At 68.0% G+C, this 23,723-nt stretch carries 20 protein-coding genes; 11 read left to right on the plus strand and 9 right to left on the minus strand.

Annotated features, from left to right (window positions below; all coding sequences use genetic code 11):
* Positions 1 to 47 precede the first annotated feature (47 nt).
* From murC to ftsZ, 5 genes are all read left to right on the plus strand, one after another.
* Positions 48 to 1,397, plus strand: a complete 1,350-nt coding sequence (gene murC, locus QZ271_RS00200) for a UDP-N-acetylmuramate--L-alanine ligase (protein WP_291428005.1) — start codon at positions 48 to 50, stop codon at positions 1,395 to 1,397.
* A complete protein-coding gene (locus tag QZ271_RS00205; RefSeq protein WP_291427860.1) occupies positions 1,394 to 2,350 on the plus strand; it encodes a UDP-N-acetylmuramate dehydrogenase in 957 nt (318 codons plus the stop codon). Before murC ends, QZ271_RS00205 begins: the two co-directional genes overlap by 4 nt.
* The gene (locus QZ271_RS00210; RefSeq protein WP_291427862.1) at positions 2,347 to 3,144 is read left to right on the plus strand and encodes an FtsQ-type POTRA domain-containing protein; all 798 of its coding nucleotides are present in this window, start codon (positions 2,347 to 2,349) and stop codon (positions 3,142 to 3,144) included. The genes QZ271_RS00205 and QZ271_RS00210 overlap by 4 nt, the downstream gene beginning before the upstream one ends.
* Positions 3,141 to 4,505, plus strand: coding sequence for a cell division protein FtsA (ftsA, locus tag QZ271_RS00215; protein WP_291427864.1), 1,365 nt, complete (start codon positions 3,141 to 3,143; stop codon positions 4,503 to 4,505). Before QZ271_RS00210 ends, ftsA begins: the two co-directional genes overlap by 4 nt.
* Positions 4,506 to 4,710: 205 nt before the next feature.
* Positions 4,711 to 5,769, plus strand: a complete 1,059-nt coding sequence (ftsZ, locus tag QZ271_RS00220) for a cell division protein FtsZ (protein ID WP_291427866.1) — start codon at positions 4,711 to 4,713, stop codon at positions 5,767 to 5,769.
* 317 nt (positions 5,770 to 6,086) lie between these two features.
* Here the strand turns inward: ftsZ and QZ271_RS00225 are convergent, their stop codons facing one another.
* Complete coding sequence (locus tag QZ271_RS00225; RefSeq protein ID WP_291427868.1) at positions 6,087 to 6,500, minus strand: hypothetical protein; 414 nt, start codon at positions 6,498 to 6,500, stop codon at positions 6,087 to 6,089.
* A gap of 86 nt (positions 6,501 to 6,586) precedes the next feature.
* Here QZ271_RS00225 and QZ271_RS00230 point away from each other — a divergent pair, with 86 nt between their 5' ends.
* Positions 6,587 to 7,816, plus strand: coding sequence for a lipid-A-disaccharide synthase-related protein (locus QZ271_RS00230; RefSeq protein WP_291427870.1), 1,230 nt, complete (start codon positions 6,587 to 6,589; stop codon positions 7,814 to 7,816).
* 347 nt (positions 7,817 to 8,163) lie between these two features.
* On the opposite strand, the gene QZ271_RS00235 is transcribed toward QZ271_RS00230, so the two are convergent.
* The 3 genes from QZ271_RS00235 to QZ271_RS00245 form a co-directional block, all read right to left on the minus strand.
* Positions 8,164 to 8,403, minus strand: coding sequence for an M-like protein (locus tag QZ271_RS00235; protein ID WP_291427872.1), 240 nt, complete (start codon positions 8,401 to 8,403; stop codon positions 8,164 to 8,166).
* A 376-nt stretch (positions 8,404 to 8,779) separates the two neighbouring features.
* Positions 8,780 to 10,576, minus strand: a complete 1,797-nt coding sequence (gene rpoD, locus QZ271_RS00240; protein WP_291427873.1) for an RNA polymerase sigma factor RpoD — start codon at positions 10,574 to 10,576, stop codon at positions 8,780 to 8,782.
* Between the two features lie 389 nt (positions 10,577 to 10,965).
* Positions 10,966 to 12,210, minus strand: a complete 1,245-nt coding sequence (locus QZ271_RS00245) for a class I SAM-dependent methyltransferase (protein ID WP_291427874.1) — start codon at positions 12,208 to 12,210, stop codon at positions 10,966 to 10,968.
* A gap of 111 nt (positions 12,211 to 12,321) precedes the next feature.
* Between QZ271_RS00245 and QZ271_RS00250 the strand changes: the two genes are divergently transcribed.
* Positions 12,322 to 13,017, plus strand: a complete 696-nt coding sequence (locus QZ271_RS00250) for a ribonuclease HII (RefSeq protein ID WP_291427875.1) — start codon at positions 12,322 to 12,324, stop codon at positions 13,015 to 13,017.
* Between the two features lie 555 nt (positions 13,018 to 13,572).
* Positions 13,573 to 15,378, plus strand: coding sequence for a translation elongation factor 4 (gene lepA, locus QZ271_RS00255; RefSeq protein ID WP_291427876.1), 1,806 nt, complete (start codon positions 13,573 to 13,575; stop codon positions 15,376 to 15,378).
* 174 nt (positions 15,379 to 15,552) lie between these two features.
* Here lepA and QZ271_RS00260 read toward each other — a convergent pair whose 3' ends face one another.
* The 4 genes from QZ271_RS00260 to QZ271_RS00275 form a co-directional block, all read right to left on the minus strand.
* Complete coding sequence (locus QZ271_RS00260; protein WP_291427878.1) at positions 15,553 to 16,644, minus strand: spermidine/putrescine ABC transporter substrate-binding protein; 1,092 nt, start codon at positions 16,642 to 16,644, stop codon at positions 15,553 to 15,555.
* The gene (locus tag QZ271_RS00265; protein ID WP_291427880.1) at positions 16,641 to 17,450 is read right to left on the minus strand and encodes an ABC transporter permease; all 810 of its coding nucleotides are present in this window, start codon (positions 17,448 to 17,450) and stop codon (positions 16,641 to 16,643) included. Before QZ271_RS00265 ends, QZ271_RS00260 begins: the two co-directional genes overlap by 4 nt.
* 94 nt (positions 17,451 to 17,544) lie before the next feature.
* On the minus strand, positions 17,545 to 18,372 hold the full coding sequence (locus QZ271_RS00270; protein WP_291427881.1) for an ABC transporter permease: 828 nt from the start codon (positions 18,370 to 18,372) through the stop codon (positions 17,545 to 17,547).
* 88 nt (positions 18,373 to 18,460) lie between these two features.
* Entirely contained in the window at positions 18,461 to 19,534 is a 1,074-nt protein-coding gene (locus QZ271_RS00275) for an ABC transporter ATP-binding protein (RefSeq protein WP_291427883.1), read from the minus strand.
* An 871-nt stretch (positions 19,535 to 20,405) separates the two neighbouring features.
* Here QZ271_RS00275 and QZ271_RS00280 point away from each other — a divergent pair.
* The 3 genes from QZ271_RS00280 (at position 20,406) to QZ271_RS00290 (ending at position 22,864) form a co-directional block, all read left to right on the plus strand.
* Positions 20,406 to 21,320, plus strand: coding sequence for a peptidoglycan-binding protein (locus QZ271_RS00280; RefSeq protein WP_291427885.1), 915 nt, complete (start codon positions 20,406 to 20,408; stop codon positions 21,318 to 21,320).
* A gap of 163 nt (positions 21,321 to 21,483) precedes the next feature.
* The gene (locus QZ271_RS00285; RefSeq protein ID WP_291427887.1) at positions 21,484 to 22,560 is read left to right on the plus strand and encodes an N-acetylmuramoyl-L-alanine amidase; all 1,077 of its coding nucleotides are present in this window, start codon (positions 21,484 to 21,486) and stop codon (positions 22,558 to 22,560) included.
* A gap of 181 nt (positions 22,561 to 22,741) precedes the next feature.
* Positions 22,742 to 22,864, plus strand: a complete 123-nt coding sequence (locus QZ271_RS00290) for a hypothetical protein (protein WP_291427888.1) — start codon at positions 22,742 to 22,744, stop codon at positions 22,862 to 22,864.
* Between the two features lie 38 nt (positions 22,865 to 22,902).
* On the opposite strand, the gene map is transcribed toward QZ271_RS00290, so the two are convergent.
* Positions 22,903 to 23,664: a type I methionyl aminopeptidase gene (map, locus tag QZ271_RS00295; protein WP_291427890.1), complete on the minus strand. Its 762-nt coding sequence runs from the start codon at positions 23,662 to 23,664 to the stop codon at positions 22,903 to 22,905.
* Positions 23,665 to 23,723: the final 59 nt, after the last annotated feature.

A 23,723-nucleotide genomic window follows, 5' to 3' on the forward strand; every position in this document is an offset into this window, starting at 1 on the left:
GTCCGGCCGCGGCTGCGCCTGCGCCCGCTCCGCTGCACTATCACCTGATGGGTGTGGGCGGCATCGGCATGAGCGCCTTCGCGCGGCTGCTCCTGGCGGCCGGGCACCGCGTGAGCGGATGCGACGAATCCGTGACCGAACTGACGGCGCAGCTTCAGGCCGAGGGGATTCCCGTGGCGACCGGGCACGCCGCGGAGCACGCGCTGGACGCACCCTTCGGGCGGGTGGACGTGCTGGTCGCTTCAGAAGCGGTTCCCAGACTGCACCCGGAACTCCAGGCGGCGCGCACGGCTGGCGTGGAGGTGCGGCCGCGCATGACGCTGCTGGGCGACCTGCTGCGCGCCGGTCCCAGCGTGGGCGTGATCGGCACGCACGGCAAGACGACCACCACCAGCATGATCGCCGTGGCGATGCAGGGCGCGGGGCTGGACCCGTCCGCGTTCGTGGGTGGGATCGTGCCGGAGTTCGGCAGTAACGCCCGCGTGGGCTCCGGGCCGTTCGTGGCCGAGGTAGACGAGTCCGACCGGGCCTTTGCGGAATTGGGCTGCGCGACGGCCGTGTTCACGAACGCCGAGGACGATCATGTGGGCGGCAATCAGGCCACGTACTGGGAGACGGTCGAGGAGCAGCACGCGGGGTTCGCGCGGTTCGTGGCGCAGTCCGGGCGGGTGCTGCTGTGCGCGGACTGGCCGGGCCTGGATGAACTGGTGCGGGGCGCGCCGGAACGCCTGAGTTACGGGCAGGCGCCGGACGCGGATTACCGCGCATTGAACCTCCGACCCGACGAGGACGGCACGTCGTTCACGGTGTCGTTCCGGGGGGAGGTGCTGGGTGAGGCGCGCGTCGGGCTGCCCGGCACGCACAACGTGCTGAACGCGCTGGCGGCGCTGGCGGTCACGCACCTTCACGGCGGGGATTTCGCGCGGGCGGCCTCGGCGCTGGGAGCGTTCCGGGGGCCGGGGCGGCGCTGGCAGCGGATCGGGGAGCTGAACGGCGCGTTGATCGTGGATGATTACGCGCACAACGCCACGAAGGTCGCGGCGGCCGTGCAGGCGGCCCGCCAGACCGGTCGGCGCGTGCGGATCGTGTTCCAGCCGCACCGCTTCCTGCGCACGCAGCAGTCCTGGCCGCGGCTGGCCGACGCGCTGATGGACGCCGATGAAGTGCTGCTGATGGACATCGCGGCGGCCAGTGAGGCGCCCATCGAGGGCATTCACGCGACCCTAATCTCGGGGCGCATGCTGGAAAACGGCCACGCGGGCGTCACGTACCTCCCGGACCCCCGTGAGATCCTGCGCGTGCTCCGCGCCTCGGCCACGCCGGGTGACATCATCGTGACGATGGGGGCCGGTGACGTGTGGAAGCTCTCGCGTGAACTGGCCGGGGAACCGGCATGAGGGCCGCGCCGGTCAGCCGCACGGGCGCGCGCGTGGAGCGGTTGCCCCTGGCGCGATTCACGACGCTGGGCGTGGGCGGTGAATCCGAGGTGTGGTTCGTGTCGGACCACGCGCAGCTGGCCGAGGCGATGGAACAGCCGTACCGCATCCTGGGCGGCGGGAGTAACCTCGTGATTGCCGATGAGGGCGTGCCGGAGCGCGTGATACGCCTCAGCGGCCCACTTGCCGAGCGCGACCTCGAACCCGACCCGCACCTGAGCACCGAAGACGAGATCGTGACCGGCTGGGTGGGCGGCGGCGTGCCCCTGCCCGGCCTGATCAGGCAACTTCAGAAGCTGGGGCTGAGTAACTTGGAAGGCACGGTCGGGATTCCCGCGCAGGTGGGCGGCGCTGTCTGGATGAACGCCGGCACACGCTACGGCGAGATGTTCGATGGCCTGCACACCATTGAGATCGTGACCCCGCAGGAGACTCGTCAGGTCATGCCCGACGACCTCCAGTGGGGTTACCGGGACAGCGGAATTCCGCGCAACCACGTGGTGTCGCGTGTGCGGCTGCGGCTGCGGCGCAGCACCCCGGAAGCCGTGCTGGAGAAGATGGAATTCGCGGATCAGGCGCGCAAGGGCCAGCCGAAGATGAAAACGCCGGGCTGCGCGTTCAAGAATCCCGGCGGCGTGAGTGCCGGGCGACTGATCGACGAGGCGGGGCTCAAGGGCACGCGCGCCGGGAACGCCCTGATCGCGCCCGAGCACGCGAATTTCATCGTAAACCTGGGTGGCGCGACGGCCGCCGACGTGCACGCGCTTCTGGACACCATCCGGGAGCGCGTGCCGGTGCCCATGGAACTGGAGTACGAACTGTGGCCCGAGCGGCTGCCCGCCGCGCAGAGCCCGGGCCGACAGGCCGCTGACCGGCATCAGGCTGACGTGCACCGGGATGGGCCGACCACATGAAACCCGATTCCACTGTGAACGGCCAGCCCCGGAACCGCCGCGTGGCTGCGGCCGAGGACGGCGCGCCGCTGGACCTTTGCTTCGGCACGCCGCAAGGCTTGGCGTCCGACTCTGCCGATGGTGCGCGGGCAGAAACCGGCCGCGTGGAGGGCGGCGAGCAGCCCCGCCGGGTTGTGTCTCGCCGCGCGTGGATCCTGCGCGGTGTCCTGGGGGCGGCGCTGCTGGCGGGCGCGGCGGTGGGCGGCTGGTACGCGCTGCCCGTCAAGACGGTGGCGGTCGAAGGCAACGAGCGGCTCACGGACGCCCGGGTGCTGGAACTCGCCGGGTTACAGCCGGGCTTTGGCTGGCTGTATTACGGTGCTTGGCGGGCGCGTGGGCTGCTGGACAGTCCGTGGGTGGCGTCGGCCACGGTCACGCGGGTCTTTCCAGGAACCGTGCGGATTCGCGTCAACGAGCGGGTCGCGCGCGCGCGGTACGAGCGGCCGGACGGGTTGGTCTTGACGGTCGCCGGGGACGGGACGCCGCTGCCCGGCGCGCTGAACACGCAGACGCTGCCGCTCGTCAGCGGGTGGGGACCCCCTCGCCTGGGCGACGTTCTGCCGGTGCTGAGTGCTCTCTCCCGTTACAATGTGCAGTCGGTCGTGTTCACGCCGACCGGCCTGACCCTGAAATTGCCATCCGGCTCGATCTGGAGTGGCGATCCACAGGCACTCGTGAAGTATGCTGGGAGCATAGACATGTTTCCCTCTAAAAATATTTTCATCTACCCCTGGGGGGTGAGCGTCCAGGAATGAAAGACAATACTATCATTGTGGGCCTGGACATCGGGACCACGAAAATCACGACCGTTATCGGTGAAGTCGGTGCAAACGGCGTGGTGGATATCATCGGATCCGGCACTGTGAGCAGCGAGGGCATGAAACGCGGGAGCGTCGTGAATCTCGAACGGGCCACGCAGGCCATCAAACAGTCCGTCCAGAGCGCCGAGCGCGTGAGCGGCGTCAAGGTCGAGAGCGTCTTTGTGAGCGTCGCGGGCAATCACGCCAAGGCCATCACCAGTCACGGCCTGGCCGCCATCCGCCGGAACCAGGAAATCGGGCAGAGCGACGTGGACCGCGCCATCGAGAATGCCCGCGCCGTGCCGCTCGACCCGAACCTCGAAATCATTCACACCCTCCCGCAGGAATACGTGGTGGACGGTCAGGAAGGCATCAAGAGTCCAGTCGGCATGCACGGCGTGCGACTGGAAGTTGACGTGCACATCGTGGCCGGCACCGCCGGGCCGCTCCTGAACCTGCGCCGCTGCGTGCAGGAAGCCGGTCTGAAGGTCGACGGGTTCGCGCTGCACGCCCTGGCCAGCGGCCTTGCCACCCTGGAAGCCGCCGAGCAGAACCAGACCGTGATCGTGGTCGACATGGGCGGCGGCACCACCGACGTGGCCGTGTTTAAACGCGGCAACCTCGTGCATTCCGCCTGCATTCCCATCGGCGGCGAGCACGTCACGGCCGACCTGTCGCAGATCCTCAAGATTCCCGGCGAGGAAGCCGAGAACGTCAAGCGGCGCTACGGAGCGGCCCTGCCGGACCTGGCCGACAAGGACCTGACCCTGGAAATCACCACGTCCTCCGGCAGCACGCACGCCCTGACGGCCTTCGAACTGTCACGGATCATCAAGCCGCGCATGTCCGAGATCTTCGGCCTGATCCGCGACGAGATCGACCAGGCGCTCGGCCCGGTGGAACTGGTCGCGCAGGGCGTGATCCTGACCGGCGGGGCGTCCCTGCTGCGCGGCACGCCAGAACTGGCCCGCGACCGGTTCCGCCTGCCGGTGCGGGTGGGCCGCCCGCGCGGCATCGGCGGCCTGACCGACATCGTCGCGGGACCCGCCGACGCTGCCAGCGTGGGCCTGGTGCTGTACGGCATTGGAGAGGACGGCCGCGTGCCGCCGTCGGTGTTCGTCGCTGCGGACCCCACGCCCACGCCACGGGCAGACGCCCGTCCCGGCCCCGTCCCGGCCGGGGAACCGCCGCTGGGTGAAGTTCCCCCCACGCCCGGCCGCCATGCGAACGAAGCGGTGGCCAATGCGGCCGAGCCTCAGAAACCCGGCCTGAGTTTCATGGACCGCGTAAAAATCTGGCTCAAGGACTGGACCTGATCCGGGTCAGCACCGATCGCGCGGCGCAGCGGAACACTCCGGGGCCGCGCGTTCCTGTCTCACCTGTTGGCAAAGGCAACGGCGGGAGGTTCGGACGGTGGCGGCAGTCCGCTCCCGCCGCGCGCCTGATACCGTGCGCTACACTACACTGCACCAGAACGGCCGAACTCGCCTCGGGTCGGATCGTCACGGAAGGAGAGCATTGATGCAAGCGGCCAGAATTCGTGTGATTGGCTTGGGCGGAGCCGGCAATAACGCCGTCAACCGCATGATTGAATCGGGACTCGAAGGAGTCGAGTTCATCGCCGGGAATACGGACGCTCAGGTGCTGGCCAAAAGCCACGCCGAGATCCGCATTCAACTCGGTGATCGACTGACCCGCGGGCTGGGCGCCGGGGCAGACCCCGAAGTGGGCGAGAAAGCCGCGCTGGAAGACCGTGAACGCATCAAGGAGTACCTGGAAGGGACTGACATGCTGTTCATCACCGCCGGGATGGGCGGTGGCACCGGGACCGGGAGCGCCCCCGTGGTCGCCGAGATCGCCAACGAGATGGGCATCCTGACGGTCGCCATCGTCACGCGGCCCTTCAAGTTCGAGGGGCCCAAGCGCCTGCGGGTGGCGGAGGAAGGCATCAGTAAACTCGCCGCTCGCGTGGACGGCATGATCGTCGTGAACAACGAGAAACTCCTGACCGCCGTGGACAAGAAAGTCTCGTTCCGCGAGGCGTTCCTGATTGCCGACCGCGTGCTGTACTACGGCGTGAAAGGCATCAGCGACGTGATCAACGTCGAAGGCATGATCAACCTGGACTTCGCGGACGTGCGCAACCTGCTGGCGGGCAGCGGCACGGTCCTGATGGGCATCGGCGCGGGCCGGGGCGAGAACGTGGCCGAGGAAGCCGCGATGAGCGCCATTCACAGCCCGCTGCTGGAACGCGGCATCGAGGGTGCGCAGCGCATCCTGGTGAACGTGACCGGCAGCTTCGACCTGAGCATGACTGACGCCAACGAGATCGTCGAGAAGATCCGTCAGGCGACCGGGTTCGACGAACCGGACATCCTGTTCGGCATCACGCCCGACGAGGCCGCCGGGGACGAGGTACGCGTCACGGTCATCGCCACCGGCTTCAACGAGGTCCCGACCACCATCGCCGGTGGGACCGGCAGCGTCAGCATGTTTGAACCGGCCAACCGCAACCGCGTGCCGTACGACCCCAAAGACTACGACATTCCCGCGTTCCTGCGAAACGGCGACCGCGACTGACACGGACTCCGGTAGAACGGCGTCCATAGACCGTTCAACCGCAGTCCGGTTGAGCCAGGCCTCACTGACCGGCGCCTCCTGATCCTGCCCGGCCACCGTCGCCCCTCCTGCCCCGACCCGGCGGAGGGGCGACCAAGCTATGCCAGCAGGCGACCGGCCACAGCGGCCGGTCAGTTGAGGTGGTACGGATTCCGATTGATTTGGCGCACTTCCGAATTAACCCGAGCGGACGCGAGTAGGAAGGGCAGACGCCCCTCCGCGGTGTGGAGCCGCAGGCGGCGACTTTCCGACTGTGGTGGAATGGAGCGGAATGCGTATCAGTTGAGGTGAGAGGTGACCTGCTCGCCGCCGTACGCGGCCGTCACGTCCCGCAGCAGCGTGCGTGCCAGGGTGAGCAGACTATCCTGGTTGGTCTGTTCCAGCCGGAAGGCGCAGCCGGGGCCATACTCGCCCTGAAAGCTGCCGTTGGCGCGGCGGACGCGGACCATTACCTCGCACAGGCCCAGGCGCAACCACGCGGCGTGATAACTGCCGGTCGGGGCGGGGCGCAGGCAGGCGGCCGGGTCGGGCGTGAATTCCAGCGTGACGTTATTCAGCGGCAGGCCGGGGCCGCTGGCGGTCCGCAGCGCGTGGTACAGGGCGTTCAGGAACGCCTCGCAGGCGCGCTGCTCGGCCTGACGGGCCTGGGCGTGACGGCGGATCACGCCCTGCAGTTCATCGAATTCACTCATGGGCGGGAGCGGGTGGGCAGAGCGGCGCTGGGGAGGGTCATTCCTTCAGTCGTACCACGCGGCGCCGCGCGGCTATTCTGGCCTGCGTGACGATTGACGCAGAATCTGCCTGTTCCGGGGCGCGGCCCGGCGCGCTGTTCATCTCGAACGGCACGGCCGAGGACCTGATCGGCGCGGCCCTGGCCGCCCGGCTGAGGGGCCGGATGAACCTGAGCTACGCGCCGCTGGTGGGTGACGGGCAGGCGTATGCCCGCGCCGGGGCGGTCAAGGTGGGGCGTACGCTGCGCCTGCCGAGCGGGGGCTTTCCCTTCGGGAGCGCCGCGAACCTGCACGCGGACCTGCGGGCCGGACTGATCCGGGACTCGCTGGGCCAGTGGTTGGACGCCTGCCGGGGCGCCCAGGCGGCGCGGGTGGTCGTGGTGGTCGGGGACGCCTACGCGCTGATGGTGGGGACGCTGGCCGCCCGGCAGGCAGGAGCGCGGCTGGTGCACGTTCAACCGCTGCTGAGCGCTCAGTACCTCGAGGGCCTGGGGGTGCGGGGTGCGCTGGCGGAACTGAACGCGCTGGGCGCGAACCGCCCGATGGAGTACGAGCTGGCCCTGGCCCGCCGCGCCGACGCGGTGTTCGTCCGGGACGCCGCCACGGCCCGGTACTACGAGGCGAGGGGTGTGCGGGCCACCTTCGCGGGGAGCTTCGCCATGGACGTTCTAGGCGCCCCTGAACGGCCCCTGCCGCTGGACGGGCGGCCCGTGCTGGCGCTGCTGCCGGGCTCGCGCGAGGATCACCGGGAGAGCCTGCCGCTGATGCTGCGCGCCGCCGCCCGGCTGCCCGACTGGCAGGCGCTGGTCGCGTGGCCACACGACTGGACCGCCCTGACCTTCCCGGACGGCTGGACGCTCACGGCGCAAGGCCCGGACGAGGCGGAAGTCAGGGCCGGTCATACGCGCGTGACCATCGCGCGCCGGGCTTTTGGAGCCGTGGCGCACTCAGCGAGCGTTGCGGTGGGCACGTCCGGAACGGCGAACGAGCAACTGGCGGGCCTGGGTGTTCCGGTCGTGGCTTTTCCGACCGCCGGGCCACAGTTCACGGCCGGGTTCGCGCGGCGGCAGGCCAGGCTGCTGGGGCGCGCCCTGAGCGTGGTCAAGGCGGACCCGCAGGCCGTGGCACAGGCAGTCAGGCAAGCCGCACAACCACCCGTACAGGCCCGCGCCGCGCTGGACGGCATGACCCGCATCGGGCCGGGGGGCGCACTCCCCCGTATCGCCGACCGAGTCCGGGAACTGGGTGAACAGACAGACACCGGCCCGAGGGGTTGAAAGGCCGATACAGCCTGTTCAGTAGCAGGGAGGGAAACCGGAGGCGAGCCCTCCTGCTTCGGCTTCGCAAGTGTGACGGGCACCCTGAGAAAGTCCCCGTTTCCCGAATCCACACCCGTTTTCCCCGGGTGTAATACGCTCGGTGGAAGGTAGGGGTTTACTCCCGTCATTCCTCCTTCCTGGCAACCGGTACAATCGGTAGAACGGGCAAGCGAAGGCCCCGCGACCTGGGCTGGTCGGCGGGGCCTCTGTTTACGTCCTCGAAAGCCATACAGATACCATCAATAACGGTCAAGTCCGCTCAATCTGGACAGCAGTCAGTGCGAAGCGACCCATCGCAGCGTGAATCAGTCCTCGTCGCCCATATTGGTGCTGGGGGGGTCACTGGCGTCCATGCTTTGGGCCAGGGCGACATCCTGCTTGTCCATGCCACGCTCCTGGAACTCGCCGGGGGCGCGGCTCTGGGTCTCGACGGCCACTTCGAGTTCCTTCTGCTCGTCGGTCTTGCCCATGAACTGAAGGTCGACGTTGCGGATCTCGGTGCCGTCGTGGGTGCTGGTAGCGTCGGGGCGTTTATCGTCGGTCATGACTTACGCTACCGCGCGTGGCGGGCGCGTGCCTGAAAGCGTTCTTCATGTCGGCTGCATGCCGAGCGGGTCGGCCCAGCGCAGCCCGGCCAGAGAGAAGGCTTTAGTGACGGAGCCTGCACTCCACTTCGCACACCGGTTCCCGCACCTGCCGCCCGAGTCAGCAGTGATCCGGACTACCGGCTGGATCGCCGGCGACATGGCGAATGGGCGGTCGCCGACTTGACGCCTCGAACCCGTCTCTCTCCTGCTCGCTGAGCGGCGTGGCTCTCCGAGTCCGCAGGAGGACGGTGACGGGCGGGCACGGCAGACCGCCCCGGCCTGCCCAGGCCGGGGCGGTCTGATGGAGAATCAGGGCGGGTTGGGAGGCTGATCTTCAGTCCAGGAAGTCGCGGAGTTTGCGGGTGCGGCTCTCGTGGTACTTCAGTTTGCGTAGGGCCTTGTTCTCGATCTGACGGATGCGTTCGCGGGTCACGCTGAAGCGTTGCCCGACCTCTTCCAGGGTGTGCTCGCGGCCGTCCACGAGACCCTTACGGAACTTCAGCACCATCGCCTCGCGCTCGGTGAGTTTCGAGAGCGCCTTTTCCAGTTCCTCGCTCAGGAGGGTTTTGGCGGCGTTCTCGACCGGGCTGTCCAGGTTCTCGTCGGGAATGAAGTCGCCGTAGAAGGAGTCCTTCTCGTCCCCGATGGGGGTTTCCAGGGACACGGGTTCCTGGCTGACCTTCTGCACTTCCTCGACCTTGGTGGCGTCCCAGCCGGGACCCATCGCCTCGGCGATCTCCTCGTACGTCGCCTCGCGCGACAGTTCCTGCTGGAGTTGCCGGGCGGTGCGGGTCAGTTTGTTGATCGTCTCGACCATGTGCACCGGGATGCGGATGGTGCGCGCCTGATCGGCGATGGCGCGGTTGATGGCCTGGCGGATCCACCACGTGGCGTACGTGCTGAACTTGTAACGGCGGCGGTACTCGAACTTCTCGACCGCGCGGATCAGTCCCTGGTTGCCTTCCTGAATCAGGTCCAGGAACCCCAGGCCGCGCCCGGTGTACTTCTTGGCGATGGAGACCACCAGGCGCAAGTTGGCTTCGATCAGCCCCTGGCGGGCGGCGGCGCCGTCTTCCATCTGGCGCATCAGGCGGCGGCGGCCCCGGTCGTCGAGTTCCAGGTCCTCGTCGAGGATCTTGCGGGCTTCCTCTCCCTCCTCGATGCGGCGGGCCAGCGCGATTTCCTCCTCGAGGGTCAGCAGGGGGACGCGGCCGATCTCGTGAAGGTACTGGCGCACGGGGTCGTTACTGACCGCGCGGGGCATGTCGTCGAAGTATTTCTCCTCGTCGTCTTCCTGCTGGCGCGAGGCGGTCGCGGCCGCGACGGGGCTGTCGTCCGTTTCAGCGTCCGCTTCGTCCTCGTCGAGGTCCTGCACCTCGATGTTGATGGATCCCAGGTACAGCTGCATGTCCTCGAAGGCGTCGGGGCTTTCGGGGTCCAGGCCGTTGGCTTCCAGGGCGGCGGCCAGCGCGGTGGCGATGTCCTCACTGGCCAGCACCCCGGCGGCGCGCCCGCCCTTCAGGAGTTCCTGGATGCTGGCATGCGAGTAGTACGGTTTCTCGGCGACGCCACCAGCAGCCGGAGCGGATTTCGCGGCCGGTTTCGCGGCGCGCGAGGTGACCTTGCCGGGCGCGCGGGCCGGAGCGGCGGGGGCCGCCGCGTCGGTCTTCTTGGGCTTGGCAGCCGCGCGGGGCTTGGCGGGCGCCTTGGGTTTTGCTTCGGCGGCCTTCGTCTCGGCCGGGGCGGCTCCGGCGTCGGCGGGCGCGGTGTTGGCGGGGACAGCCTTGGTTTTCACGGCGGCGCGGGCCGCTTTCGGCGCGGGAACCTCAGCGCTGGGCGCGGCCGGTTCAGGGGCGCTGGGCGCCTCGGGTTTCACGGCAGCGGCCTTAGCTCCTCCCTTGCCAGCCTTTGTTTTGGCAGCCTCTGCCTTGGCAGTCCCTCCCTTCCCTCCCTTGGCAGCCACCGCTTTGGATGGCGCTCCTTTGGCGGGCTTGGGGGCAGGGCCGGCGCTGTCATCAACAGGGTCGGCCGACACGCGGGCGCGTGGGCGTGCGGGTTTGGGAGCGGGCGCGGCGCCGTCGGTGGGCGTTTCGACTTTCTTACGGGTGCGGACGGTGGGCGAATCTGCCATGCGGCCTCCTGCGGGCTTGGGCGCTTCTCATTGAAAAGGATCGGGTGGAACGGGGTGGGTACGGCGACGCGGCGAGCGGAAGGACTAATCACGGGACGGCCAGCGGCAGAGCAGGCGGGCAAGGGGCTTGCGGGAGGCTGTTCCGTCCGTCTGCCGGACACCAGAACGCGTCAGTCTAGCAAACGCTTCCTGCGCCGCAGCGTGCCGTTTCGGGGTGGACCGGGCGCAACCGGGGGGCGCTCGGTGCCGGGGGCCGGAGTGAACGGAGTTGGGCTAGGTCGAGCCGGGTAAACCCGCTTGGGTCCATCAGGCCCGGTACGTGTGGCCCGCCAGAAAAGTTCCGGCGCCGGGGCCAGCGACCGCCCTGCTGACGCGCAGCTGCTCAGGTTTCAGGAGCGCGTGACCGAGAGGACCTTGAAGCCGCCTTCACGGAGCGTCTCGCGGACCGGCCCGATCACGCCCAGGTCGGCCTCGTACGGCAGCGGCTCGTTCGCCACGAGGTGCACCGTGCCCCCGGGACGCAGGCGGCGCGCGGCGGCCGCGATGAACTCGCGGGCCACGTCGAGGACCACCCCCCGGCCCACGTGGAAGGGGGGGTTGGTCAGGATCACGTCGAAGGTGCGCTCACCCAGCGCGGCGTCCACGTCCGAGTGGATGGCCTCGCCGGTCACGCCGGACGCTGCCAGGGTCGCCTGCGCGCTGCGGACGCTCTGAAGGTCGCCGTCGACCAGGGTGACGTTTGCGCCGCGCCGCGCCGCCCACGCGCCGATGATGCCGGTCCCGCAGCCCAGGTCGAGCACGTCCAGCCCCGCAAGCTCCAGGGTGTCCAGCGCGCCCAGCATCAGGGTGGTGGCCTTGTCGGGCTTTCCGGCGCTGAACACGCCAGGCAGTCCAACGACGCTCACGCCGAACGCCTCGAAGGTTTCGGGGGCGGGCTGCGGGGGCGTGGGGCCAGGGCGGCGTACCAGTTTCGCCACGCGCATCCCGCCGTCGCGGGCGATGGTTTCCCCGGACCCGAAGGCCTTCCCGGCGGCGCGCACGTAGCGGTCAAATCCCTTGTCGCGGTCCCCGGCGATGTACAGCGTCCCGCCGGGCGGCGTGCAGGCGTGCGCCCAGGCGACCTGGGCCTCGGCGTAGGCGTTGCCACGGTCGCCGGCCAGCACGACGCACACGGTGCGGGCACGGTCGGACCAGCGCTCTGGCAGGCGGTCGCCGGGAATGGCCGCGTGGGCGTCCAGTCCGGCGGCCCGCAGGACCGTCAGGGCGGCGGCGCTACCTTCCACGGCGCGCAAGTTCACGCTGTCGAGTGCGCCGATCAGACCGCCCATGGCGCTCAGGTCCAGCACGTCGCCGCGCACGCGGTCGCGGCGCATGGTCTGGGCCAGCAGCGCCTGCGCGGCGTCCACGTCGGGAAAGCCGCGCACGCCGGGTTTGGTCAGCACGGTCAGACGGTCGAGTTTCTCGGGCAGACGCGCGCGCCGCACATCCGAGTACGGCGCGGGCTTGAGGGGCGCGGCCTGGTCGGGCGCGGCCTGGTCGGGCGCGGTGGACCTCCCCGGGCCAGCACCGATGGGAGGAGAGGCGGCCCCGGAGGGCCGGTTGAGTCTGATCTTCTGCTTGGGCCTGCTCGTCACGCCGCCTAGAGTCGCACATTCCGCGCCCGGCGACTGTTCATGGCGTCCATGCACACCGGGAGTGCTGACGGGAGTGGTGCCGGATGGGGCCGGTGCGCTAGCGTTCCGGGCATGACTGCCTCCCCGAGCGTGACTCCCGACTGGTCGTTCGAGCGTGAGCACTGGCGGCGCGGGTACTTCCGCGTGGCGGGCGTGGACGAGGCCGGGCGGGGCGCATGGGCCGGGCCGGTCACGGTGGCGGCCGTGATTCTGCCCGGCTCGGCCGCCGAGTACCCGTTCCGGGACAGCAAGCAGTTGAGCGCCGCGCAACGCGAGGCTTTCGCGCAGGTGGTGCGTGAGGTCGCGCTTGCCTGGGCGGTCGAGCACGCGTGGCCCGACGAGATCGACCGCCTGAACATCCTGGGTGCCACGCACGCCGCCGCTCACCGCGCCCTGGCGCGGCTGGACCCGGCCCCGCAGGCGCTGGTCACGGATTACCTGAAGTTACGCGTGGGCGTGCCTATCAGCGCCCCGGCCCGGGCAGACGCCCTGAGTTACTCGGTCGCGGCGGCCAGCCTGCTCGCCAAGACCGAACGCGACCGCGTGATGCTGGAACTGGACACCCGGCACCCCGGCTACGGTTTTGCCGGGCACAAGGGATACGGCGCGCCCGCCCACCGCGCCGCGCTGCACGAACACGGCGTGACCGACGTACACCGCCGCACATTTGCGCCCATCCGCGCACTGCTGAGCGAAGCGGCCCGGTCCTCTCACTCCCTGTTTGGCGCCGCGCAGTCCGACGACGCCCTGCCCGGTGACCTGGGCTGAGCCTGCCCGCAGACCGACAGGGCGCCGGGGGGCGTTTTTGGAAGAGCAGTTGCATCTGGGTGGCGCTGAAGACCAGACGTTCGTGCAGGGCCTGCGCGTGGTAGTCGGGATCAGCCACCATGACCAACATGCGGGCCTCCATGTGCGCCCATTCAGCGACCGCATTAATCGAGGTCCTGGCGAGTCACCAGGCTGTTGTTCCCAGTCGCATCCGTTGGAACTCGATCAGAAATGCACCGAATCAACCGCAGTCTGAGTGAATGGCGAGCGACCGGGATACCTCTCTCAGAATGAGGAAGTAGCAGGCGTCACGCCGTCAGCCGCCATGGGTCTCGGCCGACAGCCATGACGCCGTACCAACTCTGCCCCCATCTCCCCTAAGGCGCCGCTCACCGATTGCCTATGAGAGGTCCATGCCAGGTCACCGTCTGGTAGGTGCCGTGCACTCTGGAGCCTGACAGGCCCGGCGCGCGGCAGACAGGGTGGGGTTTTCTGGGTCATGGCGCTGGATTTCCGGGACGGCGCGTCAGGCTTAAATGCACTAGACTGCTCTGTGTGAACGTCAGGAACTTCTCCATTATCGCCCATGTGGACCACGGGAAATCGACCCTCGCGGACCGCATCATGGAGCGTCTGGGCGCGATGACCGAGCGGGACAAACGCGACCAGACGCTCGATACGCTCGAACTTGAACGCGAGCGCGGCATTACCATCAAATCCACCCCCGTCCGCCTCGAGTACACCCGTCCGGCGCAGGCAGACGGCTCGGGCGGCGAGACGTACACCTTCAATCTGATCGACACGCCCGGCCACGTGGATTTCAATTACGAGGTGTCACGGTCCCTGGCGGCCTGCGAGGGCGTGTTGCTGCTGGTGGACGCCTCGCAGGGCGTCGAGGCGCAGACCATCGTAAACGCGTACCTCGCCATCGACAGCAACCTGGAGATCGTGCCGGTCATCAACAAGATTGACCTGCCGGCCGCTGATCCGGAAGGCGCGGCGCAGGAACTCGAAGAGGTGATCGGCATTCCCGCCGAGCAAGCCGTGTTCGCGTCCGGCAAGTCGGGGATCGGTATCACCGAGATTCTCGAAGCCATCGTGGACCGCATTCCTCCGCCCAGCGGCGATCCTGATGGGCCGCTCAAGGCCCTGATCTTCGACTCGTTCTTCGACGCGTACCAGGGCGTGATTCTGTTCGTGCGCGTGCTGGAAGGCACCCTGACCCCCAAGGATCAGATTCGCCTGATGAACGCCGGGAAGAACTTCGAGGTGGATAAGGTCGGCACCTTCAGCCCCGGCCTGGTCGTGGGCGACTCGCTGCCGGCAGGCTCGGTCGGCTGGGTGGCCGCCGGGATCAAGGACATCGCGGACGCGCAGGTGGGCGACACCCTGACCGGCCGTGAGCGGCAGACGCCCGAGGCGTTCCCCGGCTTCAAGCCCGCGCAGCCCGTGGTGTTCTCGGGCCTCTACCCGACCGATACCGAGGACTACCGCAAGCTGCGCGACGCGCTTGAGAAACTGAAACTGAACGACGCGGCGTTCTCATTTGAACCCGAGACCAGTGAGGCGCTGGGTTTCGGGTTCCGTTGCGGGTTCCTGGGCCTGCTGCACGCCGAGATCATCCAGGAGCGCCTGGAACGCGAGTACGACCTCGACCTGATCGCCACGGCGCCCGCCGTGGTCTACCGCGTGACCCTCACGAACGGTGACATTTTCGAAACGCAGAACCCGGCTGAGTTCCCCACCCGCGACCGCATTGAACTCGTCGAGGAGCCGTACATCAAGCTCAGCATCATGCTGCCCGAGGAACACGTCGGGCCGGTCATGCAGCTCCTGCAGGAACGCCGTGGGTCCATGATCACCATGAACTACGTCGGCAAGCGCGTGGAGCTGCTCTATGAGGTGCCGTTCGCGGAGATCCTGTACGACTTCCACGACCGCCTCAAGAGCATCTCGCGCGGGTACGCCAGCATGGATTACGAACAGCTCGGCTACCGCGAAGGCGACCTGCGAAAGGTCGATATCATGGTGAACAACGAGATCATCGACGCGCTGGCCGTGATCGTGCACGAAACCAAGACGTACAGCCTGGGCCGCAAGATCGTGGACAAGATGGCCGAAGTCATCCCCCGCCAGATGTTCCCGGTGCCCGTGCAGGCCGTGATCGGCGCGAAGATCATCGCGCGCGCCACCGTGAAGGCCTTCCGCAAGGACGTGCTGGCCAAGTGCTACGGGGGCGACATTTCCCGCAAGAAGAAACTGCTGAACAAGCAGAAGAAAGGCCGCGCCCGTATGAAACAGTTCGGCACGGTCGAAGTGCCGCAGGAAGCGTTCCTGGCGGTCCTCAGCACCGACGAGTAACCCCACGCGTCCTGCCGGAAGGACCCCGACTCCGGTCGCGGATATGAGTGGACGTGAAAGGCGCTCATACGAGATCCGCTCCATATCGCAACATCCCTACGACACCCGGCCGGTAGCAAAGCGCCCCCACGTTCAGCGGGAGCGGCTTGCTCGCAGTAGTCAGGTGGGGGTGGCTCAGCGGCTCTTGAGTTCCGTCCAGATGCGGTCGTACACGCGTTGCGGGCGGCCCGGAGGCAGCTCGTCTATGAAGTCCAGGCGGCCGTCCTCGAGCCACTCGGCGGGCGGGTTCAGGGCCGGAATGTCCTTCAGGAAGTCGTCCAGCAGGGGCTGCGCGGCGGCGTTGGGCGTGGCGTAGTAGGTGTAGTTGCTGAGTTGCGCGCCGTTGTGCGCGTCGAGCAGGTAGTTGATGAAGCGGTGGGCGAGCTCCGGGTTGGGGCTGCGCCTGAGAACCACCAGGGTATCCATGCTGATGGTGGTGCCCTGGCGGGGCAGGATGACCTGCACGTTGTCGTCTTCCTCGGTGGCGATCAGCAGGTCGCCTACGTAGATCTGGCCGAGGTCGATCTGCCGGGCCAGGAGTTTGTTGCGGGTGCCGGGGCCGCCGTCGAATCCCTGGAAGCCTCGCTTGGCGACCACGCGTCGCAGCAGGTCGCGCGCCTGTTTCAGTTCGCCCAGGTCGGCCGTGTTGGCGCTGAATCCCAGGTACTTGAGGGCCGCGCCGATCACCTCGCGCGGGTCGTCGAGCAGGACGAATGTGCGGTCGCCGGGACCGAAGATCTCGGCCCAGGTGTCCTGCGGCACGTAACGCTCCCGGTTGAAGGCCAGTCCGGTCGCGGCGTACTGGTACGGCACGGAGTAGCGGTTGCCGGGGTCGTAGGCGGCGTTCAGGAAGCCGGGCGCGATGTTCTTCAGGTTCGGCAGGGCGCTCCTGTCGAGGGGTTGCAGCAGTCCGGCGCGGACCATGGTCTGCACCACGTAGTTGCTGGGCACGGCAATGTCGTACTGCGCGCCGCCGCCCTGTAATTTGGCCAGCATGGCCTCGTTACTCTCGAAGGTGTCCAGCACGACGCGCACGCCACTTTGCTTTTCGAAGGTCTTTACGAGATCCGGGTCGATGTATTCGGACCAGATGAACACGCGCAGCGTCTTGCCGTCGCCGCGCGTGACGTGTGCGTCGGGCGCGGCGGCGGCCGGTTTCTGCACGCGGTAGCAGCCGCTCAGCAGGGCGGGCAGTAGCAACGCGGGCAACAGGGCCGCGCGCTTCATGCCTGCCTCCGGGGGCGCAGCAGGGCGTTCGAGGCGACGATGGCGACCACCGTGACGAGCACGAGTAGCGCGCTCAGGGCGTTGATATCCGGCGTGACGCCGCGTTTCACGTTCGTGTAGATCAGGACCGGCAGGGTGCTGAATCCCGACCCGCTCGTGAAGTACGTGACCACGAAATCGTCCAGGGACAGCGTGAACGCCAGCAGCGCGCCCGCCAGCACGCCCGGCAGGGCCAGCGGCAGGACCACGTGCGTGAATGACCGCAGGCCGGTGGCACCCAGGTCCCGCGCGGCCTCCTCCAGTTCTGGGCCGTACCCGGCCAGCCGCGAGCGGACCGTCAGGGACACGTAACTGATCTGGAAAGTCACGTGCGCCAGCAGGACCGTCCAGAAGCCGTTGTCGAAAGTCCAGCCCAGGCGTTCCAGACCGGAACGCACGAACGAGTAGAACATCAGCAGGCTCACGCCCATCACCACGTCCGGAATCACGATCGGTAGGACCAGCAGGCCGGTCAGGGCTGTGCGCAACCGCAGCGTGTACCGCCACAGGCCCAGGCCCACCAGCGTGCCCAGCACCGTGCTGACCAGCGTGCTGACCAGGGCGATCTCAAGCGTGTGCGCCAGCGCCTCCCGCACGTCGGACCGCGCGAACAGCGCCGGGTACCACCTGGTGGTAAAGCCCGTCCATGTCGCCCCGAAGCGAGAATCGTTGAACGAGAACACGACCAGCACGATGATCGGCAGGTACAGGAACGCATACACCACCCATGCCCACACGCTCAGGGCCGGATGCGTCCGCCGGATCACAGCCCCCTCCGGGCCGTTGATAGGTGATGGTCGATGGTTGAAAGAGGTTCCATCAACCATCGACCATCAACCTTTAACAGTGCGCGTAGCGCGCTCATACGAGTTCCTCCAGACCCTTGTGCCCGGCGGTGCGGGCGTACGCCCACAGGCCCAGCAGCACGGCGCCCATGAGCAGGAAACTCAGGGCGCTGCCGTACGGCCAGTCGCCGGCCTGCCCGAACTGGTTCTGGATGAGGTTCCCGACGAGCGCGGTCTTCGCGCCGCCCAGGATGTCACTGACCACGAAGGTCCCCAGCGCCGGGATGAAGGTCAGCAGGACACCCGCGATCAGGCCCGGCAGGGTCTGCGGGAACACGGCGGTCATGAAGGCCCGCAGGGGGGGGGCGCCGAGGTCCTGCGCGGCCTCCAGCAGGCGCCAGTCGATCTTCTCGACGCTGGAGTACACGGGCAGCACGAAGAACGGCACGAACGCGTACACCATGCCCAGCAGCGTGGCCGTGAGGCTGGGCACCAGATCAAAGGGCCGCAGGATCAGAATCCAGGCGTACACGCGGATCAGGAAATTCGTCCAGAACGGAATGATCAACAGGATCAGCAGCAGGTTCTTGCGCCGCGCGCCCTGCCGGGCGATGTAGAACGCCAGCGGGTAGCCCATCAGGACGCATAGCGCCGTGCTGAGGCCCGCCACCCACACGCTGCGCCACAACACGCGCAGGTTGTCGGCCGTCCACTCCTGGAACAGCGCGTCGTACCCGAAGACCCGCTCCCAGTTCTCCACCGTCCACGGCCCGCCCACCTGCGCGAGGTCCGTGCGTGTCAGGAACGAGTACCCCAGCATCACCAGCGCGGGCACGATCAGGAACACGCCCAGCCACAGCGTGCCCGGCCCCAGCGTGGCGAGGAAGCGCCGGACCGTCAGCACGGGGCACCTGCGGTGGGGGAATGGTTAAAGGTTGATAGTTGATGGATCGGACCTGTATCAACCATCACCTTTCTACTTTCAACCCCCGTCATGCTTCTTCCAGAACCACGAGGTTGTCGGGCGGCAGGTACAGGGCGACCTGTTCCTCGTAATCGAAGTCCTCGTCGGCGCCGATGTCGGCGTTCAACTGGAACACCACGAGCTGCTGGCCGCCGGCGCGCAGCAGGTACTGGTTCTCGGCGCCGGTGTACACGATGTCGTCCACGGTCGCGCGGATCTCGTTGCCTTCGGTCTCGTCGTCGCGCTCCATCCTGAGTTTCTCGGGCCGCACGGAGAGCGTGACGTTCTGACCCGTGCGCAGGCCGTGGCCGTGCGTGGTGCGCAGCGGGCCGTGCACGGTCTGCACGGTGGCGCCTATACCGTCCACGCCCAGGACGGTGCCCTCGATCAGGTTGCTGCTGCCCAGGAAATTCGCCACGAACGCGGTACGGGGCCGCTCGTACAGGTCCTCGGCCCGGCCGAGCTGCTCCACGCGGCCGCGGTTCATGACGGCCATCCGGTCACTCATGACCAGCGCTTCCTCCTGGTCGTGCGTGACGAACACGAAGGTGATGCCCAGGCTCTCCTGCAGGTTGGCGAGTTCCACCTGAAGCTCCTTGCGCAGTTTCAGGTCCAGCGCGGACAGGGGTTCGTCAAGCAGCAGCACCTGCGGTTCGTTCACGATGGCGCGCGCCAGCGCCACCCGCTGCCGCTGCCCGCCGGACAGTTGATCGGGGCGCCGCGCGGCGAAATCCGCGATGCGCACGCGGTCCAGGGCCTGCAAGACCCGGTGCCGGGCCTGCGTGGCGGGCACGCCCTTCATCTTCAGGCCGAACGCCACGTTGTCCTGCACGCTCAGGTGCGGGAACAACGCGTAACTCTGAAACACGGTGTTCACGCTGCGCCGGTGCGGCGGCACGCCCGTCATGTCCTGACCGCCGATGATGACCTGCCCGGCATCCGGCTGCTCGAACCCCGCCAGGATGCGCAGCAGGGTCGTCTTCCCGCAGCCCGACGGGCCCAGCAGACTGAAGAACTCGCCGCGCCGGATATCCAGGTCGATGTCATCCAGCACGCGCGTCTCGCCGCCCGACGGCGACCTGAAGCTCTTGAAGACGTCCACGACGCTCACCGCCGCGTCGGCGGACAGTTCACGCGCGCGCTTGCCCTTGAACGCGACGCCGGTTATGGACGGGACCTCTGAATCAGACTCATACAGGGGATTTTAACCGCGTGATCGGGGCAGGGACCGGCCCTCCGTCTTCAGGGTCACGCGGCGCGCGGGCAGGCAGCGGAACCCTGAACGCAGTTGGCCGCAGGAATGCCCTGCCTTACCGGCACAACAGCCCCAGGGGTGGACGATGCTGGGACAAATCTGCGCCGCCTCCCTACCCGACACGCTCAACATTTACCTGTACCTGACGCCTGCTGCGCGCCGGGGGACGCAACCCGGACCGAGGGGCTGCTGCGTGAGCAACGATCTCTCTAAGTACACTGCGTTTATCCTGTCGATAAACCGCGCGGAGCGCGTGGCAGAAGAAAGGACGTTGGAGCGGGAATGGAGAGGTTCCGGTGCTTTCCCGGCATGGCGCCATGTGAGCTTCAAGGTACTTAGAGCCAGGGCAAGGACGGCCCGTTACGGCCCGAACACGCCAGCGCCGGCCGCCTGCTCACGTTGTGGCACCGCCTGAGCGAGCGCTTGAGCGTCCCGCACGCTGAGTGGCCGGACTTCCGCTGAGCGGACGCCGCTGCCCTCTCATGGTGCAAGAGGAGCGGTGGCGTATACCCGACTGGTCTGTACCACCCTCGTATCGGCGGGAGAAATGGAAGCGCTACCTTTTAGGTCGCGCGGCGTTCCTGCGGGTGCCCACTCGGGCTGGCATCCGGGGCCCTTTCCCCACGCGTGTTTCGGAGGTTCATCCATGCGTTTTCCTCTTCCCCTCCTTCTGACGGCGCTTCTGGCAAGCTGCGCCGCGCCGAGTACTCCGTCCTCGATGGTGCCCGCCCCGACGCTAAGCGCGCAGTCCGTACTCACGTGGCAGGCCCTGCGCCAGGGCGACAGTGGCCGCGACGTAGTCACCCTGCAGTACCTGCTGCGCCACCGCAATTACACCCTGAGCGCGGACGGCGCGTTCGGCACCGGAACGGATAGCGCCGTGCGGTCCTTCCAGAGCGCAAGCGGCCTGACGGCAGACGGCATTGTGGGCGGCAACACCTGGGAGAAGCTGATCGTGACTGTCCGGCAGGGAGACAACAACAATGCCGTGCGCGCCGTGCAGGATCAGTTGCGCAGCGGATACGGGTACTCGGGCGTGACCGTGGATGGAGCGTTCGGCGCAGCGACGGACAGTGCCGTGCGGGACTTCCAGGGCAAGCGCGGCCTGAGCGCAGATGGCGTGGTCGGACAGAACACCTGGCACGCCCTGGTGACCGGGGCCAGCACCGGCGGGTCGAGCACCACCGCCAGCCTCGCCCAGGGCCTCCTGAACACCAGCCGCGTCACGCTGAGCACGAGCAGCAGCACCACCAACGGCAATCCCCGGCAAAATCTGCTGGACACCGCTGCCGGGAAAGCCGCCACGCGCGGCTGCGCCAGCAACGCCAACTGCGGCCTGACCGTGTACCTGAAAAAGAGCATGTTGCAGGGCATGGACACCCTGGCGCGCAGCAACAGCTTTTACGTCACGTCCATCACGGGCGGCGTGCACTCCACGTACTCGGATCACTACGCGGGCCTGGCGTTCGACATCGGCATCTGGAACGGCGTGAGTCTCAGCAGCCCCAACAGCTCCCACACGGCGGCGCGGAACGCCTGCATCGCGGCAGGCAGCGATTCCACGCAGACCTTCGACGCGTACCATGACCCGACAGGCGGGCACAAAAACCACGTCCACTGCGCGTGGAACTGACCATGGCGACACGGTTGAGCCCGGCGCCCGAAGCCGCGTCCGGGGAAACCCGCAGGTCCATGCCAATCAGCGCGGTTTTCTGCGCACCCGACCACGCGGTCCATACGGCGTGCAACCCGGCCCGGTGGCGCTCCCCGGATTCAACCTTCACCCCCCGGAGGAAATGATGAACGCCCTGTACCGGCGCGACGTCCTGCGCCTGGGACTTCTGGCGAGCGCCAGTGCTGCCCTGGCGAGCTGCGGCGTACCCCTGACGCGGATGCCTGAACGGCTGAATGCACTGGCGGTGACACCGCCGGGTATCTCGGGCTGCGCGGCGTGGCTGGCGCAACCGGCCAAGGCTCCAATCGTGCTGCTGGCGGCGCGGCCCACCCGCATTCTGGTGCACCACACGGCCAGCGCGAACACCAGTGATCTGTCGCAGGCGCAGGCGTTCAGCCTGGCCCGGAACATCCAGCAGGGTCACTTCGCGCGCGGATGGATCGACACTGGGCAGCAGTTCACAGTCAGCCGGGGCGGGTTCGTCCTGGAGGGCCGGCACCGCAGCCTGGAGGCCGCGCAGGGCGGCGCGCAGCACGTGCAGGGCGCGCACTGCGACGGGCAGAACGACGTGGCAGTCGGCATCGAGAACGAGGGGACGTACATGACGGTCTCGCCGCCCGCCGGTCAGTACGGCGCACTCGTCAGCCTGTGCGCTTGGCTGTGCCAGCAGTACGGCATTCCCGCCACAGAACTGTACGGGCACCGGGACTTCAATAGCACCGCCTGTCCCGGTGACGTGCTGTACGCCAAACTGCCGCAGCTGCGCGCAGACGTGGCGGCGCGGCTGGGCGTGCAGTTGCGCATCTGGCCCACCACGAGGACCGGCATGACTGGCGAACGCGTCCGCAGCGCGCAGCGTCTCCTGATGGCCGCCGGGCAGACCCTGACGGCGGACGGCAGTTACGGCAGCGGCACGGCCAGCGCGGTCAGTGCCTTTCAGTCGGGAGTGGGCCTCACGCCGGACGGCCTGATCGGTTCGGCCACTTGGGAACGCCTGATCCGCACAGTCCGCCGTGGGGACAGCGGCGCGGCCGTGCAGGCGGCGCAGGGGCAGCTCGCGGCGCGCGGCTACGCGGTCACGGCAGACGGCGCATTCGGCCCCACCACTGAGAGCGCCCTAAAGACCTTCCAGGCCAGCAAATCCCTGGCGGCGGACGGGATCGTCGGGCCGAGCACCTGGCTGGCGCTGGAAAGCTAAGGCGCGAGTCTGGATGCCCGGCGTCCCCAGGGGACGCCGGGCAGTTCTTCGACCTCTACGCCCATCCAGTGCGTGAGCAAGCGAAGATGCGCGGCTTCGAACGTGACACCCTGAGCGGCGCGAATCTGCGCGTGCGAGTGAGGTCGCGGTTCTCGGATTGCACATCCAGCGCCCTGATGTGGTGCGAGACGCTTCCGGTCAGGTTGACGCGGTGCGGGCCCAGCAGGGCTTGCCGGTCGCCCTCCCCGAAGCGCACGGCTCCCTTAATCTCGAACTGCTCGGGCCTGGCGGGCAGACGCCGTGACGCGGGCCATTTAAGGGGACTTGCCGCGACAGACCTGATTACAGCGTGAGGATCTCGTAGCCTCGGTCGGTGACGACCAGGGTGTGCTCGAACTGGGCGCTGGGTTTCCCGTCGGCGGTGGTGACGGTCCAGCCGTCGGAGAGCAGGCGCGTTTCGGGGCGGCCCAGGTTGATCATGGGTTCCACCGTGAACACCATGCCCGGTTGGAGCTTCAGGCCGGTGTAGCGTGCGCCCCAGTGGTAGATGGTGGGTTCCTCGTGCAGGCGTTTGCCGATGCCGTGCCCGGTGTACTCGCGGACCACACCGTACCCGCGCGCCTCGGCGAGGGTCTGGATGGCGTGCCCGATGTCGCCGGTGCGGGCGTTCGGGCGGATGACCTCCAGCCCTGCGGTCAGGCACTCGCGGGTGGTGTCCACGAGGCTCTGCACCTCGGCGCTGACCTGCCCGACCGTGTACGTGTAGCAGGCGTCGCCGTACACGCCGTTCATCAGAACGCCGATGTCCACGCCAACCACGTCGCCGCCCTGCAGGACGCGCCCGTCGGGAATGCCGTGGCAGATGACTTCGTTCACGCTGGCGCAGATGGTGCCGGGGAAAGGGTTGTTCTTCGGGCCGTACCCCAGATACGCGGGCGTGGCCCCGGCGCGGCGGATGTGTTCCTCGGCCAGCGTGTCGAGTTCTTTCAGCGTGACGCCGGGCGTCACGTGCGGCTCCAGCACGCGGAACGTTTCCGCGACGAGCGCCCCGGCGCGGCGCATGGCATCGATCTCTCGGGCGGATTTCAGGGAAACGCGGCTCATAACACATGAGGCTAACATGGTCCGGCGGGCCCTTCACTGCCGTGGGTCACGGTACCCTG

The sequence above is a fragment of the Deinococcus sp. genome (assembly GCF_018260555.1).
Lineage (GTDB): Bacteria > Deinococcota > Deinococci > Deinococcales > Deinococcaceae > Deinococcus.